The organism is Pseudomonas fluorescens (assembly GCF_002022275.1).
GTDB lineage: Bacteria > Pseudomonadota > Gammaproteobacteria > Pseudomonadales > Pseudomonadaceae > Aquipseudomonas > Aquipseudomonas fluorescens_AJ.
Genome location: NZ_MSDF01000052.1, coordinates 92,259 through 109,409, shown reverse-complemented (window position 1 = coordinate 109,409; position 17,151 = coordinate 92,259). Strand labels below are relative to the sequence as shown.

At 64.7% G+C, this 17,151-nt stretch carries 3 protein-coding genes; all 3 read left to right on the top strand.

Annotation, left to right across the window (positions count from 1 at the left end; genetic code table 11):
• Positions 1-10 precede the first annotated feature (10 nt).
• The 3 genes from BFW87_RS25535 to BFW87_RS25525 are packed head-to-tail and all read left to right on the top strand — an operon-like array spanning position 11 to position 16,981.
• Entirely contained in the window at positions 11-3,667 is a 3,657-nt protein-coding gene (locus BFW87_RS25535; protein WP_078742478.1) for a hemagglutinin protein, read from the top strand.
• Between the two features lie 24 nt (positions 3,668-3,691).
• Positions 3,692-5,095, top strand: coding sequence for an MBL fold metallo-hydrolase (locus tag BFW87_RS25530; protein WP_078742477.1), 1,404 nt, complete (start codon positions 3,692-3,694; stop codon positions 5,093-5,095).
• A 30-nt stretch (positions 5,096-5,125) separates the two neighbouring features.
• Positions 5,126-16,981 carry a hypothetical protein gene (locus BFW87_RS25525; RefSeq protein ID WP_078742476.1) on the top strand — a complete coding sequence of 3,952 codons (11,856 nt, stop codon included), beginning with the start codon at positions 5,126-5,128 and terminating at the stop codon, positions 16,979-16,981.
• The last annotated feature ends 170 nt before the right edge of the window (positions 16,982-17,151 follow it).

The window sequence follows — 17,151 nt, the reverse complement described above, 5'->3', positions numbered from 1 at the left end:
GGGAGTCGTCATGAGCGTACCGGTGTTCGAGCAAGTCACTGCGGGCCTGTACCGCCTTTCCACCCTCACCGAGAGTGGGCTGGAGCACTATTGGGCAGGCTATCTGGCCAGTCCCGGCAGCGACCTCGGTGCCAGCGCCAGCCTGGCGCAGACCTGGGCCGACCCGGGTGGCGCCTATCTGTTCTGCGCTGACGCCCCCGCCGATCCGGCAACGTTCGTCGCCGACCTGCGCGCACTGTGGCCGCGCCTGTCACCCAAGGGCTGGCTGCGCCTGCTGTGGATCGCCAACCCGGCGGACAGCGCCAGCCAGTGGCAGACCCAAGGCATCGACGCACTGCCCGTGGGCGAGCCGAGCGGCGGCTGGCGAGTGGTGCGCGATATGCGTTTCGCCCTCGGCCAGTACGCGGTGGCGATAAAGGGTGGCAGCGGCCTGGTCGCCGGCAACGATAGCCTGCTGTTCGACGGTCCGGGCTTGTCCTTCCATGCCCCGGGTGGCGTCTATACCTCGACCCAGTCCCAGTGCCCGTTACCCTTGAGCGGCAGGCAATTGGGTTGCATGACCTTTGGCATCCGCGCCGGCAATGGCCTCGACGCAGAGGCTGACGATATGCAGCGCCTCGGCGTGATGCTGCGGTATGGCGAAGCCGATATCGACAGCCCAGTGGGCGAAGTCAACCTGATCGACATGCCACTGTTCCGCCAACTGGACGCCACGGCCTTTGACCTGGCCTTGGCGTTCGATCCCCTGAACCCCGAACTGCCGCAACGCAGCGCCCTGGTCTTCGCCACCGGGCAAGGCAGCGTGCCCACTCTGGGATTTGCCCAGCTCAGTAATACCGGACACACCACCCTGGCCACACCACGCACCGGCAGCGGCGACTTGCCAGGGGCGCGCCTGAGCTTCGGGCGTACCCCGTTATTCGTCGCCACGGATGTCGCCAGTGCCAACCTGGTCTGGCATCTGGCTCCGGATGGTCTGTTCGACTTCGGCACACCTCAACAGGCCCGCAGCAGCGATGGCAACACGCGCCTGATTCTCGGCGTCTGCGGTACCGAGACCGTTGTGCTGCCGCAGGGCAGCGGGTCACTGCTGCTGTTCCAGGCGAACGGCGCAGCCTATCTGCCGCCGGCCACTGAGCAGGTAAATGGCGCCCCTCTGAGCGACCTCGGCACCACTGCCTGGGCCACCGTGCTGTCCGATGGTGGCAGTGGCCGCAGCTACGAAGCGCAACCGCCGCGCTCGCCTCTGTTCAACGCGGCCAGGGTGCCGGTCGCGGGTTTCCTCTCCTACCTGAACATGAATGCCGCCACCCTGCCGACCTTACAAGCGAGCCAACAAAATGCGCCGGTGGTCTGGCCCATGGGCGTCTATGGGCGGATTGCACCGGAGGCGATTGACCAAGCCGCACATCTTGAGGACGCTGCACTGGCGCCCACCCGGCGCAAGCTGATCGGCCTGCCGCCCCTGGATGCATCGCACAGCGCACCCACCGGACGCCTGCGACTCGGCGTGCAAGCCACTGCCGCAAATGCCGAAACCCCACCGCTGGGCGTTACCCCAAGCGGCCTGATCGCCGTGCTCAATGCGGCGCAATCGGCATGGGCCGGCGTGCTGTTCGCCAACATGCCGCAGTCGGATACCGGGCAGTTGATCTTGACTGAGGTCAAACCCCCATTCCAGGCTGCGCTGCAATCCAACCAGTTGTTCATGGTGGTGGCCAATGTCGACACCTTCATGGAACAAGGTAGTTCGGTGGCTTATCAACTGAGCGCCACAGACGCCGTTTCGCGCTTGCTTGCCGCCGGGGTACCGGCCGCCCAGGCCCAGGCGATCAATACTGCGCTAAAGGCACTCGGCTACCCGGAATTCGCCAATGAAACCGCATTCGATGTCGCTGTGTCGGCCAGCGCCGGCGACTACCTGGCCCAGGCCCAGGCCGCGGCTGGCCTGCTGCGCGCCGATATCGAAGGCTGGACCTTCCAGCTCTCGCCGCGCTCATGGCGCAACGACGCCCTGACTCCGACCCTGATGCTGTTCAAATACTGCGGCCGGGCCATCACTGACCTCGCGGTAGATACCGGTGCCTGGTGCTGGCCCGCCGTCGCGCAGGCTGCAGACGGCTCGCTGGCCCCGACCCGGGCCGCGCTCGACGCGGTGATCAGCAAGGCGCGCCTGGCTGTGCTCAACCCGGATATCGGCGACAGCGACCCGCTGGTGTTGTTCTATCACGAGGTGCTGAACAACCCGCGCTGGAACGGTGTGCTGTTTCTTAATGCACCGATCGACTTTCAGGACATGCCCTCGGCCCTGCGTTTCATGGCCGCCGGGGTCGATCGCTCGCGCTTCTATGCCCATCATGTGGGCTTCTCGCTGACCCCGTACACGCCGCTAAACGGCGTCATCAACCTGGGCCAGACCGCCGTGTTCGGCTTGATCGATTACAACGACCCGCAGGACCTGGTGGCCTCAACCACCATCCCCTTCGGCTACAAAACCCTTTCCATGCGCGTGCGCTTCGACAACGCGCGGGTGGTGGACTTCTCAGCCGAAGCCGAGCTGATGGTCAACCGCTTGTTTGCCTCATGGCTGGCCAAGGTCGATCGAGCTCGCGGTAACAATCTGATCCTCACCGGCAGCTATCAGCGTGTCGGTGGCCAGCCGAGCTATTCCTTCAGCCTGTTGGGCGACAATGTGTTCCAGAGCAATGGCGCGGCCCTGGTTTCCATCGATATCCGCGACTGTAGGCTGGAGACCGCCGCCGCCCCGGTGGACGGCATGCTCACGGCCAACTTCGTGCTGGCGGGGCGCCTGGCCTTCGCCGAAATTCCCGAGTTCGACCTGTTCGGCTATGGCCCCGGCGAGGCAGTCAACGGCTACCTGAGTTTTCAAGGGCTGGTAGTGGCCATGTCCTTTCCCATGCAGGACCCGGCTCAGCAACGTTTCACCTCCGGCGAAGCCGGAGTCGGCCTTAACACCGGCCCCGGCGTTTCGCTGGCACGCCCGGCCTCACTGGTGGAAAACTTTCCGCTACGCCTCGACGGCTTGGTCGCCGCCCCCGACCTGGCCCCCGCCGGCCAGCCGCCGCAAGGTGCGACCCCGGAAAGCCTCGGCTTCACTTCCATCGGCGCGCCCCTGGACCAGCAACCCCTCGCGGCGCCCTGGTTCGGCCTCAGCCTGGCCCTGGACATGGGCACCCTTGGCGCCCTCAGCGGTGCCATCGGCCTGAAGATCACCCTGCTCGCTGCCTGGGGGCCGGAGCCGGTGGCCGGCGAGCCGCCGGTCTATCTCGGGATCAAACTGGGCATGTCCAATGCCATCAATGGCAGCCTGCCGCTGCAGGGCGTGCTCAAGCTGGGCTTTCGCAACTTCCTCTTCGAAACCTGGCGCGACAGCGACAACCGTCTCAACTACCTGCTGCGCATGCGCCGCTTCGCCCTGTCGGTGCTGGCCTGGAGCTTCCCGCCAGGCAATGCCGACCTGATGCTGTTCGGCGCCCCCGGCAGCCCGAAAACCTCACTGGGCTGGTATGCGGCGTACCTCAAGGACGAGGACAAGAAGAAGCAGCAAGCGCTGGTGGCTGGCCCTGCGCCACGCCAGATAGCGCGCCGTACGCCGGACAGCAGGCGCCTCGCACGTTCCGGGCGGCGTACGCCACCGGTTATCTGAAAATCAACGGCAAGGGTCACTGCGATGAGCAAACAACGCCTTTACTGCCTGGATGTCGGCCAGGGCATGTGTACCTATTTCGAAGGGTATGGCGACGACGACAGCGTGATTGCCAACGCCCTCTTCGACCTCGGCTCGACAAAAACCCGTCGCCGCGCGGGACGCCCCACCATTCAGTTTCTCAAGCGGCAGATCATCGCGCGCAGCGGTGACGACGAGGGCTACCTGGACGCGGTCTTTCTTTCGCACAAAGATGCCGACCATATCAACCTGATCCGCGGCCTGCTGGAGGAACTGCCGAAGATGAAAATCGGCCACGTGTTCCATAGCGGTCGCTACAAGTGGTACGCCGGCAAAAAAACCAAGAACGTGCTGGGCGAACTGGGCAAACGTACCGAGAACGCCGACACCCACGTCTTTAACTTCGCCGTGGGCGCCAGCAGTTTCCCCACGGGCGACCCGAAGGACTGGCATTCGATCTGGGGCAACGAGACCGTCAATGCTTATGTGATCGCGGTCAATACACCGATGGCCGATACCAAACAGGGAGAAGACGTTGATATCGCCTACAAGGCCCGCGACGAGCCCGACGGCAACCTGGCCAATTCAACGTCGCTGGGCATTTACCTGAAGATGTTCAACGTTGGAGCGGTGATCTTCGGCGACGCGACTTTTTCCACCTTCCAGTTTGTCAATCGGCACTTCCTCGAACACAAGGTCTGGCTGTCCAGTTCGTTCATGATTCAGGCACCACACCACGGCAGCCGCTCAACCACCTTCGGCCTGAAGGTGTCCAACGCAGTCATCAGCGAGGAGGCCGCGCAAGTGGTCAAGACTTTCGCCTCGCTGACTTACGGCGCAACGGTCATCGTCAGCGCCGACACCAGCCATGACCACCCATCCCTGGACACCATCAATGCCTTCATGAAGTTCGCCGACCATCGCGGCCCCTGGTGGGTCGATGAGCCTATCCAACCCAATCACCTGGTATCAGCCTATTTCGACGTACCGCTTTCCAACACTCAGGGTGCGCTCAATAGCAATTACACCTACCAGACCAACCAGAACTACTACACCACCCTGTATTGGGGACGAGAGAGCAAGAAAGGCAACTTCAGCTTCCCGCCCGCCAAGGCGTTGACGGCCCCGACCGCCGCATTCGCCGAAGGCATGAACTGGGGCTATGAGGTGACTGCGAAATCCTCAGTGGACCAACGCAACATCCGCTTCATCGGATTTTCCAGCAACCGCCTGCCCAAGAGCAGCAGGCAGCTCGCCGAGGCCTTCGCTAGCGCTCGCCTGGCCAACGACGTCGCCAGCAGCAGCCTTGCGCAAGCAACTGCGCCACCACCTGCACCTGCCGATGGATCCGCCCGCGCACCTGCACGCATACAGCGCAACCTGCGTCGCCTGATTTCCCGTCCCTGATGGGTCCCTGTTTTTTCTGCGAGGTATCCCATGTCAGTCGCCACCGTTTACTCCGCGCTGAACGCCTCGATCCACGACGGTGTCATCGACCTCTGGCAAGCCTCGACACAATCCGCGCTAGCGCCGCTACGCGATGTGCTGGAACTGTTCGGCATCCATGATTCCTGGCTGTTATCCAGCGTCACTCTGAGCCAAGGGCTCGACCGGGTCACCCTGAGCGCCAGCGGCCATTTCGGCCAGCCCGGTGATCCACAAGGCATGCGATTCGCGGTCCACGGGCAATTGCTCTATACCCAGGCGGACGCGGGCAGCGGCCTGTTTCAATTAAGCCTGGCCTTCACCTCGACGAGATGGACCTTCTCGGATTTCTTCAATCCCTCCTGCCTGCCACAGACGCAGGGCGAACCCGCCGATCGTGGCGATTCAGTGGTCTGGAAGCCCTCTTTCCTGCAAGGACTGGTACTGGAGGCTCCCGTATTCCAGGCCGATAGCCGGACCGATGGCAGCCTGACGCTATCCGGACGCCTACCGGCCAATGACGTCTTCTCTACTGCCCTGGATATGCTCGCCCCATGGCCGCTGGCCTTGAGCGGTAGCTTGAAGATGCCAGCCAGCTGGGACGACGTACCGGTCATGGACCTGCTGGCCAGGGCGGCCGGCTCACCGGTGCTCAACGTCTGCTCGCCCGCACCCACCGGTCGTGGCCCGGCAGGCCTGGCACTGAGTAATCTTGGCCTGGAGCTGCTGGTACGCGACGACCTCGATGAAGAACTGTGGAACCGCACCAGCTTCTCGGTCATCAATCTGGTCGGCACCGTCAGTCTGGGCGCTGACAACGCGGCGCTGGTGGCCAACCTGTCCACGCCATTGCTGGTGGTGGGCGCGCAATGGCGCCTGACCGCCGAATTCGACCCGGCCCACGCCTCGATTGTTCGCGGCATGGCGCAGTTGAGCACCCTCTTCGGCCTGCCAGCCCTGCCCCTCCCGGACAATTTCCCGCTCCTGGAAACCTTCAAGTTCCGAGAGGTAGACCTCACCTTCACGTCACCGGCAGGTGGTGGACTTCCGCAGCTTCAGGCGTTGGGCGTGACCATCGGTTCTAACCAGCAATGGTCGCCTCCAGTGCCCTTCATCACCCTGCATGATGTGGGTACCCGCTGGGTGTGGGGCTGGGGTGCAATCACCACTGACGGTGGCGCTACACGCTATACCGGTACTGTCAGCGGTGCGGTGTTTGGCACCCTACGCTTCGGCGACAATGCCAACTCCGGGAAGAAAGTCGACATTGATGTCTCAGTCAGCCTGCCGCAGCTATACATTCAGGGGCAGATGCGCGCTGGCGACTACATTCCGATCGGCCAGGCATTCAGCTATTTCTTCGGCGCTCCGGGCCCTGCCGTGGGAGGCCTGCAAAGCGCCGTGGTAAGCGAGTTGGGTTTCGCCGCCGATCCACTGCTGCAGAATTATTCCGCCGAGACCCTAGTGGTATTCGGCGACCCCACCGATGACCAGCCCAGCATGGACCAGGGCTGGGAGATCAACTTGGTGGTGATCACCCTGCGTCTTGAAGAGATCGGCTTTTGGATCACCGCACAGAACGGCAAGATTGGCGGTGGCCTGAATGGCGTGTTCTCGTTTTTCCCCTCGGCAGCAGAAGACGACTACGACAGCCCTCGCCTGGTATTCAGCGCCGAATACCCGGTGCAGGACCCGGACACCCCCGAGGGTTGGCTTTTCGCCGGAGGGCTCTACCAGGGCACGAGCATTAACCTCAGCGACTTGGTTGCCCAGTTTCTTGGCCTGAGCAAGGCCTCCGCCTCGATACCCGCGCTCATCGTAGACCGCCTCGACGTCAGCTTTTCCACCGGCGACAAGTCCTACGAACTGGGCGGCACTATTTCCATGCGCTGGACCCCGACCCTGTTCGGCACCGAGCTGAAGATCTCGGCAGCTGCCAGCATCGATATCGCTCGGGACGGCAGCGCGCCCGCGGATAAACCCGCCTCGGGGCGCTTGAGCGGTGAGTTCTCGATCAACCGCATTGGCGTGGAAGTAGGCATGGACGTAGGGGTCGAGGAGCCGACTTACCTGCTCAAGGTCTACGTCGATACGATCTGGGTTCAGGCCATTACCGCCTGGCGCGGCGAGAAGGACAGCACCACCAACCCACGCCATCAAGTGATCTCGGTACAGCTGGGCGGCACCACCCTGGGCGATATGCTCGAATACCTGGTCAACCTGGCCGCGCCGACCCTGGGCTTTACCCTCGATTCGCCGTGGGACGTACTCAAGCGCATCGAGCTGTCCAGCTTCGTATTCACCCTCGACCCGACCAACAACGTGGTCGAGTTCGTCTACAAGGCCAACGTGGACCTTGGCTTCGGCAGCCTCTCGGCGATCGGAGTACGTTATACCCGGGCCGGTGCCGGCAAGGTGGAGCTGATCCTTGAAGGTTCGCTGCTGGGCAAATCCTATACCGGCGACGATGCCCTGGCCTGGGATGTGGTCAACGACCCGCCGCCCGCCGTGCCGGGCACCGGTTCTTCGCTGGTGGAGCTGCGCTACCTCGGCATTGGCCAGCGCATCCGTCTGCAGAACCCGGTGGACACCGTGGTCGGTAACCTGGCCCTGCTCAAACAATTCATGCAGCCGGTGGAAAACCCCGACAACTTGCCGAGCACTCGCAGCAGCGGGGTCGCCTACTCCGCCGACAGTCAGTGGCTGATCGGCCTGGACATCGGCCTGATGGCGAATACCGTAGACCTCGGTTTCCTGTTCAACGACCCGATCCTCTACGGCTTGTCGGTGGGCCTCAACGGCGAGAAGGCCGGCAGTCTCGCCGGGCTGCGCTTCGAGATCCTGTACAAGAAAATTTCCGATGACGTCGGCATGTTCCGCGTCGAGCTCCGCCTGCCGGACGCCTTCCGTACCTTCCAGATCGGCATCGCCTCGCTGACCCTCGGTACTGTGGTCATCGAGGTCTACACCAATGGCAATTTCAAGGTAGACCTGGGCTTTCCCTACAACCAGGATTTCAGCCGTTCGTTCTCTGTCCAGGCCTATGTCTTCATTGGTCGCGGCGGGGTCTATTTCGGCCTGCTCGATGGCGTAACTTCGAGCCAGGTACCCCGCATCAGCAACGGTACCTTCTCGCCGGTACTGGAACTGGGCATCGGCCTCGCGGTGGGGGTCGGCAAGGAAATTCGCGCCGGGATCCTCGGTGGTGGTGCTTATGTCGAGGTGCAGGTGATCTTCCAGGGCGTGCTCGGCTGGTTCAACCCCTCCAGCGCCGGGCTGGCGTCGGCTCAGTATTTCCGTGCCCAGGGCATTGCCGCACTGCACGGCAAGGTCTACGGCTACGTGGACTTCAAGGTGATCAAGGTTTCGATCAGCCTGGAGGCCTATGCCCAGGTCAGCGCGCTGTTCGAGTGCTACCGGCCGACCGAACTCACGCTCAAGGTCTCGGTGCGCGCCGAGGCCAAGGTGAAGATCCTGTTCATCAAGATTTCTTTCAGTTTCCACGTTTCGCTGGAGCTGTCCTTCACCCTCGGATCAGTTCAGCAGACCCCCTGGATTGTCGCGCCAGGCGGCGATCCCAAAGGTTTCCAGAGCAACCACCTGTTGGGCACGCCAGGGCGGGCGGGCAGCCTATGCAGCGGCTACGGACCCCGGGCACGGCGCAATTACGCGCAGCGGGTGCAGGTGCTCAGCGCCCAGCATCTGCACCAAGTGCTGCTGCGCAAGCGCGCAAACAATGCCCTGCCGCTGGTCGAGGCCAGCGATTGGGATTGGAACCCAAGCCGCAGCCAATGGCCCGACCACCAGCCGCGCAGCGCCCTGCTCTATCTGCTGCCGAGCATTTCCATCGGCGAACTGCCGGTGTCCTGGAGCGGCCCGGCCCAGACCGATGCAACGCCCAACTACCGCGTCGCGTTCATACTCTGCGCCAACTCCGGGGTCGATCCAAAGGCCCCTACCGCGCGTGCCGAGGCCCGGCGCTCAGCGTTACACCACGCCCTCGCCGCCAGCGCCGAGGACACGTCGAGCCTGACGCCGGACCTGTGGGTGCGCACCGTTCTGCTCTATGCGCTGTACGCCATTCCCGATGGCCCGCGGACCGAAGCCGATCCGCTCACCGCCGGCCAACTGGCCCTGCTCGCCGGTGCTCTTGAGGATCCGCAAAGCGCTGATGCGGCCTTTGCCTGGAGCAAACTGGATACCTTGTTCGCGACTAACCTGCACCTGCTGCTCGGGGCCGATCCGGGGGCCGTTACCGAAGTCGGCGGCATGGTCGCGCCGCTGCCACCGGGCCTGATACGCAGCGGCACGCCGGGCGGAACACTGAACTTCGACGAGGTCAATCGGGTCGGGCCCTGGTACGAATGGCAACTGGCCCAATACATGGGCCAGTACTTGCCGGTGGGCGGGGCCAGCGGACCGCGTCCGCAACTGGATGATCCGGCGACTTACGAGTCCTTCCCGACCTTTATCTTCCGCGACTATTGCCTGATGCTGGCCAAGGCCGCCGTGCAGGAAGCTGGAGATCTATTGGCCAACACCACGGTCAGCGTAGCCGACGGCGGCGACGGCCAGGGCCAGTCCCTGGCGCAACTGGCGGCGAGCTTTGCCAGCGCCACCATCGACTACCCGGTACGCGCGGGGGATACCATTGAAAGCGTGGCTCAGGCACTGGGCGCCAGCAGTGCCGAACTGCTGTTCCTCAATCCCGGGCTGGAGCGTCAGCTAGCCAGCGCACCGGTGAACAGCCGCCTGCCGGTAAATCTTGGCATTGCGCCAGAAGTGCTGGCCGGGGACAACGCCAATCAAGCCTTTGCGCTGGACAGCGTCGAGCTGGGCACCCTGCTTCACCAGGCCGCCAGCAGCGAAACCCTGGACGCCATCGCGAGCCTGTTCAACCTGGCCAGCAGCAGCCAGCTGTTCCAAGCCGACGGCAGCGGCCTCGGCGAGTCCGCCGAGCTGCTCGACCCGGCAGTGCCCTTCGACCTGCCGTTGCGGACCTGGAGCAATGGCCCTGCCGATAAGTTGCTGGCCGCCGCCACGGCCTATGTGCGTTATCGCCTGCCACCGCTCCTCCCGGCAGACTGGTACGCCCAGGCCGTCTTCAACGGCAATGCCGACCTGATCGCGAGACTGACACGCGACGACCTCACGGTGAACAGCCAGGAGTTGCCACCAGGTCAGACCCTGCGGGTGCCTCTGGGCTTCAATGCGCTGGAGCCGGTCAGCGACTACATCACCCAGCCCGGCGACACCCTGGATCGTATCGCCGCGACCCTGGCCCTGGTCCAGGTCTACCCCACCCAGTCTCCGCCGCAAGCACCGGACTGGCAGGCCTTTCTCGGCGACGTGACCCAAACCGGCAACAACACATTTGGGCTGCCGCTCACCCATGACCTGCACGCCGCGCCCGGGGAAAGCATCACAGCTCTGGCCCGGCGCTTGCTGCTGGATGTCAGCTGGACCTCCGGCCACGACCCGGCGCTGGGCACCTGGCAGTACGCCTGGGCAAACATTCTCGCCTGGGCCGGCCCCGCGACCTTCCTCGCGCCGCTGGCAGTGGTACCGGTGCCGAATGCCGTTGCCAAGGCCGGCAAAGGCGAGACCCTGAGTTTCACCTTGCTGGCCAACACCTTCGGTCTGAGCATTACCGATGCCGCGGTGCGTCTGGAAAATCTCGCCGGCCTTTACGCCATTGGCACCTTACTGCACGTGACCCAGTTGCCGGTGATCACCATCGAACGGCTGCTCGACCAACTGCTCGGCGGCGAAGCCCTGCCGCGTATCGTCAACCAGGGCTCACGCTCGCTGATGGCCGGCCTGCGTGCGCCGAAGCCCGTGGCCGACGCCCAGGGGCATGCGGTCGCCGACACGCAACAACCCACACCGCTCTACGACCTCACCGGCCAGCAATTCGACCTGGCAGTGGACACCGCACCGGACAAGGCCGACGACCCCGCCCTGGACATGACCCTGAGCGCCCAGAGCAAATGGATCAGCCTGGTGGACAGCACCGTCGCCAGCGCCAACGCCTTGCCGAACAGCAGCTTCCTCGTCCGCAGCGAACTGCCCGTCGGCACGGCGGTGCCCACCGAGGTGGTGCAGAGCCTGAATTACCGCTACAGCAACGCGCAGATCATCGCGATGGGCCCAGCTACCTGCCTGACCCTGCCGGTGGTCAAGGCGCCAGCGCCCATGGTCCTCGCAGGGCGTTCGCCGACAGCTTACGGCCTGACCCAACGTATCGAGCTGCAAACTCCAGTGATACTGCCGATTCCCGGCATGGACGCACCACCCGTGGGTGCCCAACCCACCCTCTGGCCCCTGCCGGCGGATCTGCGGGCCAAGGCCCTGTCCGGTTCCAGCGTCGCCTACGACCTGCTGACCACCGCTGAAGGCGCCAGCGCCGGACGCGACTCGGTCGCCGTCGAGAGCGCCACTTGGGCCTGCCGCATTCCGGTGGCAATCAAGCAGATCAATGACGCCCTGACCCTGTTCGCCCTGCAAGGCGTGGACGAGGCCGAGCGCCCGACCTTGCTGGCTTTACGCGCCTGGCTGGCGGCCGGCGAAGGCAGCGGCACAGTGGTCAAGGTGTTGGCCCTGCCTGCGCCGAATGCTGGCAACGCCGCAGGGGTCAGCGTGCTCGACGGCACGCCTGAACAGACCTGGCTGATCCAGGCCAACCTGTCCACGGAAAGCGTGCCACGCGCCCCTGACGTTTCCCTTGGCCGGGTCAACAGCCTGGCCCGTGACGGCGAGCCGGCCCCGGCCGCGTCGCTCAATGAGCTGGAGCGCTTTGTCACCTTGCTTTGGGAAGGCAGCGTAGTCGGTGGCACCGGCTACACCCTGGGCCTGGAAAAAGGCCTGCCGGCCAGTGCTCTGGACGCCAATGGCGTCGCCAGCATTGACCTGCTGGTGATCGCCGGGACCCAGCAGGGCAAGGCGCCGCAGGGGCGCGAACTGCTGCCGTTCAATACTTGCGCGCTGGTAGCGCCGGGGCTGGATGCAACCATCGGCACCCTCTATGCCGAGGACCATAACGAAGAGGACACGATCCTGCAGGCTTTGGTACCGGCGGGCAGCGTCGGCTTCAACCTGACCCTCGACGCACCGCCGGACGAGGCCAAGAGCACCCCTCAATTGCAGGCTCGCAGACTCTTCAGCCTGCTCGGCACGCAGATTCCGGCCGTCCAGGGTTCGCCGTTCGCCATGGCGGCCTCGGGTATGCCCGCGCCGCCCACCCCGGTGGAAAAGGACGCTCCCTCTGCGTGGAAACGCGAGCGCCTGATCCGTCGCGGCCTACTGCGCGACAAGCGTCTGGCCGAGGAGGCCGACCCTTGCTGGCTGTACGAGCAGATCCTGCCGCTGTACCGCTTCGCTACGCCGTCGCCACTGCCACGTGTGGCTGGCCTGCCGAGTCCGGACGACGACCCGTACCGCGGCTTTGGCTGGAGCACGAGCCTGCCCTCGGCTCAGGTCGTGTTGAACTTCCAGGACATCTTTGGCAACCAGACCGGCGCCAACCCCGCCGGCCAGGGCCAGGTAAGCCTGCCCAGCGGCTATACCGATCCATTGCTCGGGGTGGGCGCCTGGCCGGCACTGGTCAGCGCCTGGACGGTCAGTATCAGCGAGACCAAGGTGACCTTGAACATCAGCCTGGAGGCGCGCCCGACCACGGTGATGCCGTCGCCAAGCCAGCCTGGCGATGCCGCCGCGCAAACCGCCGCTCGCCAGGCCGAAGCCTACGCCAAGGCCTACTACCAGCTCGGCCAGCCGTTAAGTGCGGCCGTGGAGACCAGCCTCGACACCAGCGCCGCGCACGCTATCGACCAGCAACCGCTCTGGCGCTTCGCCGCCGCGTCCCAAGCCTTCAGCGCCAGTGCATCACGCTTGGGTGCCGCACGTGCCCCGGCGAATGCCACCCTCGCTTCACTGGTCCAAAACTACAGCCTGCGCTACGCGGAAATGGCCCTGGCCAACGCGCAAGTGCCCATGCACGCACTGTTCGGTGACGGCGCCCTGCTGAAAGTGCCGGCCTACGCCCTGTTCGCCGAAAACGACACGGCGCAGAGCATCGCCGGTATCACCCGCCCCAGCGGCTGGCCGAGCATCACTGCCGAGGCTCTGCTGGCCGCGCCCGAGAACGGTGAGGTGCCGCTGCGCCGCGGCGCGATACTCAACGTTTTGCCTGCACTGACCCGCAACACCGCCGACGGCAGCGCCAACCTGGCAACCCTGGCCAATCTCCTTGGGACCCTGCCCGGGTTGCTGGCCGGAGATAACGCCAGCCTGACCATCCTCACTCCGGGCATTACCTTCTCGGTTGCGGTGTCCGAGGCAGAGCTGGTTTCGGTGAAGGTGACCGACGCCGATGCACAGGCGCCGATCCGCTCGCTGGAGCAAGTCTGCACCGCCTTCGCCGCCTTGGGGGTGAATATCAACGTCAGCGATCTGGGCCAAAGCCATCAGGCCCTGCCGGCGATTTTCCAGGCCAACCAGTTGATTTCCAGCACGGCCTGGGTCGCGGGCAACGACGACAGCCTGGGGCACAACGGCAGCGGTCTGGGCCAGGCAGCCCTCGCGGCGCAAAATACCTCCTCGGTCAATCTGTTCGAAATGGGCGCGCTACTTTATCTGGGTGACTTCAACGACGGCGCAGGGATCAGCGCCGATGGCGCGCAAACCCTGCATCAATTCGCTGATGCCCACGCTTGCCCGGCTGAACTGCTGCTCGGCGCCAACCCGGATCTCGCGGTTCCGGGCGACGGCGCTTTCGCCTTGCCGGGCCGGGTGAGCTGGCCGGCTGACGATGCCCACCTGCGAGTGCCCTACTCGATCCAGGGTGGCGACAGCCTCGACACCATCGCCCCGCGTTTCGCCCAGCGCTCTCTTGAGCTGGCCACAGACAACCTGGAGATGCCCGCCGTGATGGCCGGTGGCGTGACCCTGAACATCAGCGTCGGCGGCCAGTCCTACCGCCTGATCACTGCCGCCAGCGGGCAAAGCCTGGCCGCCACACTGAGTCAACTGCAGCAACAGGCGCCTGCGGCGACCCTGACGGATCTGTTGGCGAGCATCGGCGACGAGACTGAGGTGCTGACCCCGGGCGCCCTGCTGATCTGCGCCCCTGCGCAATTTGCCAGCGCCACTGCGCCATCGGCCCTTGCTGATTTGCTGGGGGTCAGCGCCGGCGCCTTTGCCTTGGCCAACGTCGGTACGCCGAACCTGATCGCCAGCGGTATCCGCCTGGATGCCCCGCAAGGCCAGGCCAGCGTGGTCACCCAGGCCAACGACTGTCTGAACAGCCTGATCGTACGTTTCGCCGACGCCGGGGTGCAGGTCAACGCCCAGGAAATCGTCGAAACCCCGGCGAACGCTGACAAACTGCTGTTCGCCGCGGCTGCACCCGCCCTGGTGCCGCCAGCCGTGATACGCATCAACTTGCCGATCGATGCCAGCGGGCCATATCCGGGGCCTGCCTTCGCGCTGAATGTAAGCCTGACCTTGAGCCGCCCGACGGCGCTGATCAACCCGGACTTCGCTGCTGACAACGACGGTGGCGTATCGCACAGCAGCAGCCCGATCCCGGCACCGCAAGTGCCGGCGGCCGAGGACCAGGGCGGCGGTCTCGCCTTGAACGCCTTCATCGCTGCCATGCGCACGGCACTGCCCAATCTGCGTATCGCCACTGGACGAGCCCTGGAAGACAGCCGCGATCTGTGGGCGGTGAACTTCGGCGATGCGGGGATCCGCTCCCTGGCTATCGCCGGAACCACCACGGTACCCGGCGCTCCGGGACCGCAGCCGCGCTTCTTTGCCCTGACCCCGCTGTACAAGAGCCTGGTCAGCCGCCAGGGCGTCAACCTCAACGCTTTGCTGCCCGATGGCACGCTGTCGCACACCAGCAGCCAGTATGATTTCCAGGGCGTCGACGTGGAACCCTGGGCCGGGCGGTTTCTCTCGGACATGGACCGCATTCTTGGCGCCAACAACGTCGCCGCGCTGTACCGTACCCCGGCTACCCGCCAGACCCTGAACGATCTGGTGGCGGTCAAGCGCCAACTGGCCGGGGCCATTGCGCAGGGGCTCAAACCGATTCTGCAAATCAGTGACCCGGACGCAGTCGCCGGCCAGGCGGCAGCGGCCACCACCCTGCAACAGCAATTGGGCATCAGCCTGTCCCGGGCCTGGAGTGCCTCGACCCTGGTGCAACTTAACCGCGAGGTTGCTTCGGCCTGGCAGGACCCGGACAGCGCATTGTTGCCGGCGGACATGTATGGCGGCATTGACGTCACCAGCGGAGGCGAAGAGCGCTCCTGGAGCATGAGCGCGGGCAAGTGCTGGCTCACTGACTTTTCGCCGTTCATCACCCTGCTGCTGACCGAGTCCGACCCCTCCAGCCACCGTGCGGTCACTGCCAACATGGCCTTCGGCATCACCGACCTGGAGCGTAATATCACCACTGCCGGCCTGCCAGACGGCTACGCTGCGTCGCAGTGGCTGACCTTTATCCCGCCACTGGGCGGCAGCAATCTTCCGGCGGCAATGAGCGTGGACTTGGGCGAAGTTTCGGTGCCGATTCCGCTGCGCGAATTCCCGGCGCTGCCAGTGATCGTCGAGCAACGCGCCAGTACCACCGCGCTGAATGCCGAACTGCGTCAGACCCTGCGCAGCCGCCGCGCCGTCAGTACCCGGCGCGCCGACAACGAGGTGAGTCTGGCCAGCCTGGCGTTATGGGAGCATCGCTTCACCTACTCCCACGAGCATGCCGAGCAGGACGATGTCAGTCTGACCCTGAGCTACAACCTGCGGCCCGACCCGATGTTGCGACTGGCGGCCGACGATGTGGATCTGTTCGTCCAGTTGGCGCGCTACATCACTGTGGCCGATGGGCTCTGGGACATCCTCGGTGACCTGCCGGAGAGCGGCGCCCTGACGCCCGTGCAGAGCAATGCAGCTGATACGCTACGCGATCTGACCCGTGCGGTTGCCGGCAGCTGGAACACGCGCCAGGCCGACAATAGCGCGGATGCACGCCTGTTGGCCCCGGCCACCGATCAATTCAGCTTCCAGGCACGGGTCACCGATCGCGATGGGCTGCAAGCCAGCCGCGAAGTGGCCAGTCTCAGCCTCACTGCGCTGAACGCCGACGTCGGTCCCGACGGGCAATGGCCCCAAGTATGGGCACTGACTGCAGCGGGGTGGACGGTGCAACTGGAACGGACAGGCGTCTCGGCCAGCGAGTCGCGTTATGAGGTGCCGCCGGATGTGCACGTCCCGGCGTCGTGGCCGACTTTCAGCCTGGTCCTGGCAGGGCTTAACGTCGCGCGCTGGCAGAACGGTACAGGCTCTATTCTGGTCCAGCGCAATCAGAAACTGCTCGGTGCAGACGGCCCCCCCACTCATCCGGCGTTCGTGTTCCAGACGGACCGGGTCGAAGCCGCCAGTGTGGCCACCCCACTCAATGCATGGGACCAGCGGGTGCCGCTGGCGACCGCGTCTACCACAATCAGCGCGGCCCTGCAGGTAGCCTTCGACAGCCTGTTCGGCGACGCCGCGAAAAATGGCGGGCTGAGTATCACCGCCGGGGTGGCCTATGCCTACGAACTGGCCACCGACCCGCAGGACCCAAACCATGGGCTCGTGGGGGAAACGCCAGTGTACCTGTACCCCAACCAGACGCTCGACAGCAGCACGGCGGGCAACTTGCAAACGGCAGTGGACACCTGGCGCAAGCAGGCCCACCCGCAGCCGGAGGGGGGGGAATGGGTATTTTCGATAACTCTGTATTCTTCGTTGGAGGAAGACCAGCGTCCGTTACTGGTGATATGGAATATGTATTTACCGATGGTGCTGGAACAGAGTTAAACCGGTTCAGGTGCGATGCAGCGCTTAGACACGGGATCAATCGAGAGTAGCTTCCGTCGCCCACGGCGCTATTGGAAGTGATGTGTCTGCCGGTTGCTTGGCATAGGTGCAGGCCTCGGCTCGCCTGATTGGCGGCGATATGACCGCCCTCCTCCTTGACCCCACGGCCG

Excerpts from the sequence above, each read along its gene's own strand:
- BFW87_RS25530 (WP_078742477.1), top strand. The coding sequence starts at position 3,692 with ATGAGCAAACAACGCCTTTACTGCCTGGATGTCGGCCAGGGCATGTGT.
- BFW87_RS25535 (WP_078742478.1), top strand. The coding sequence starts at position 11 with ATGAGCGTACCGGTGTTCGAGCAAGTCACTGCGGGCCTGTACCGCCTT.
- BFW87_RS25525 (WP_078742476.1), top strand. The coding sequence starts at position 5,126 with ATGTCAGTCGCCACCGTTTACTCCGCGCTGAACGCCTCGATCCACGAC.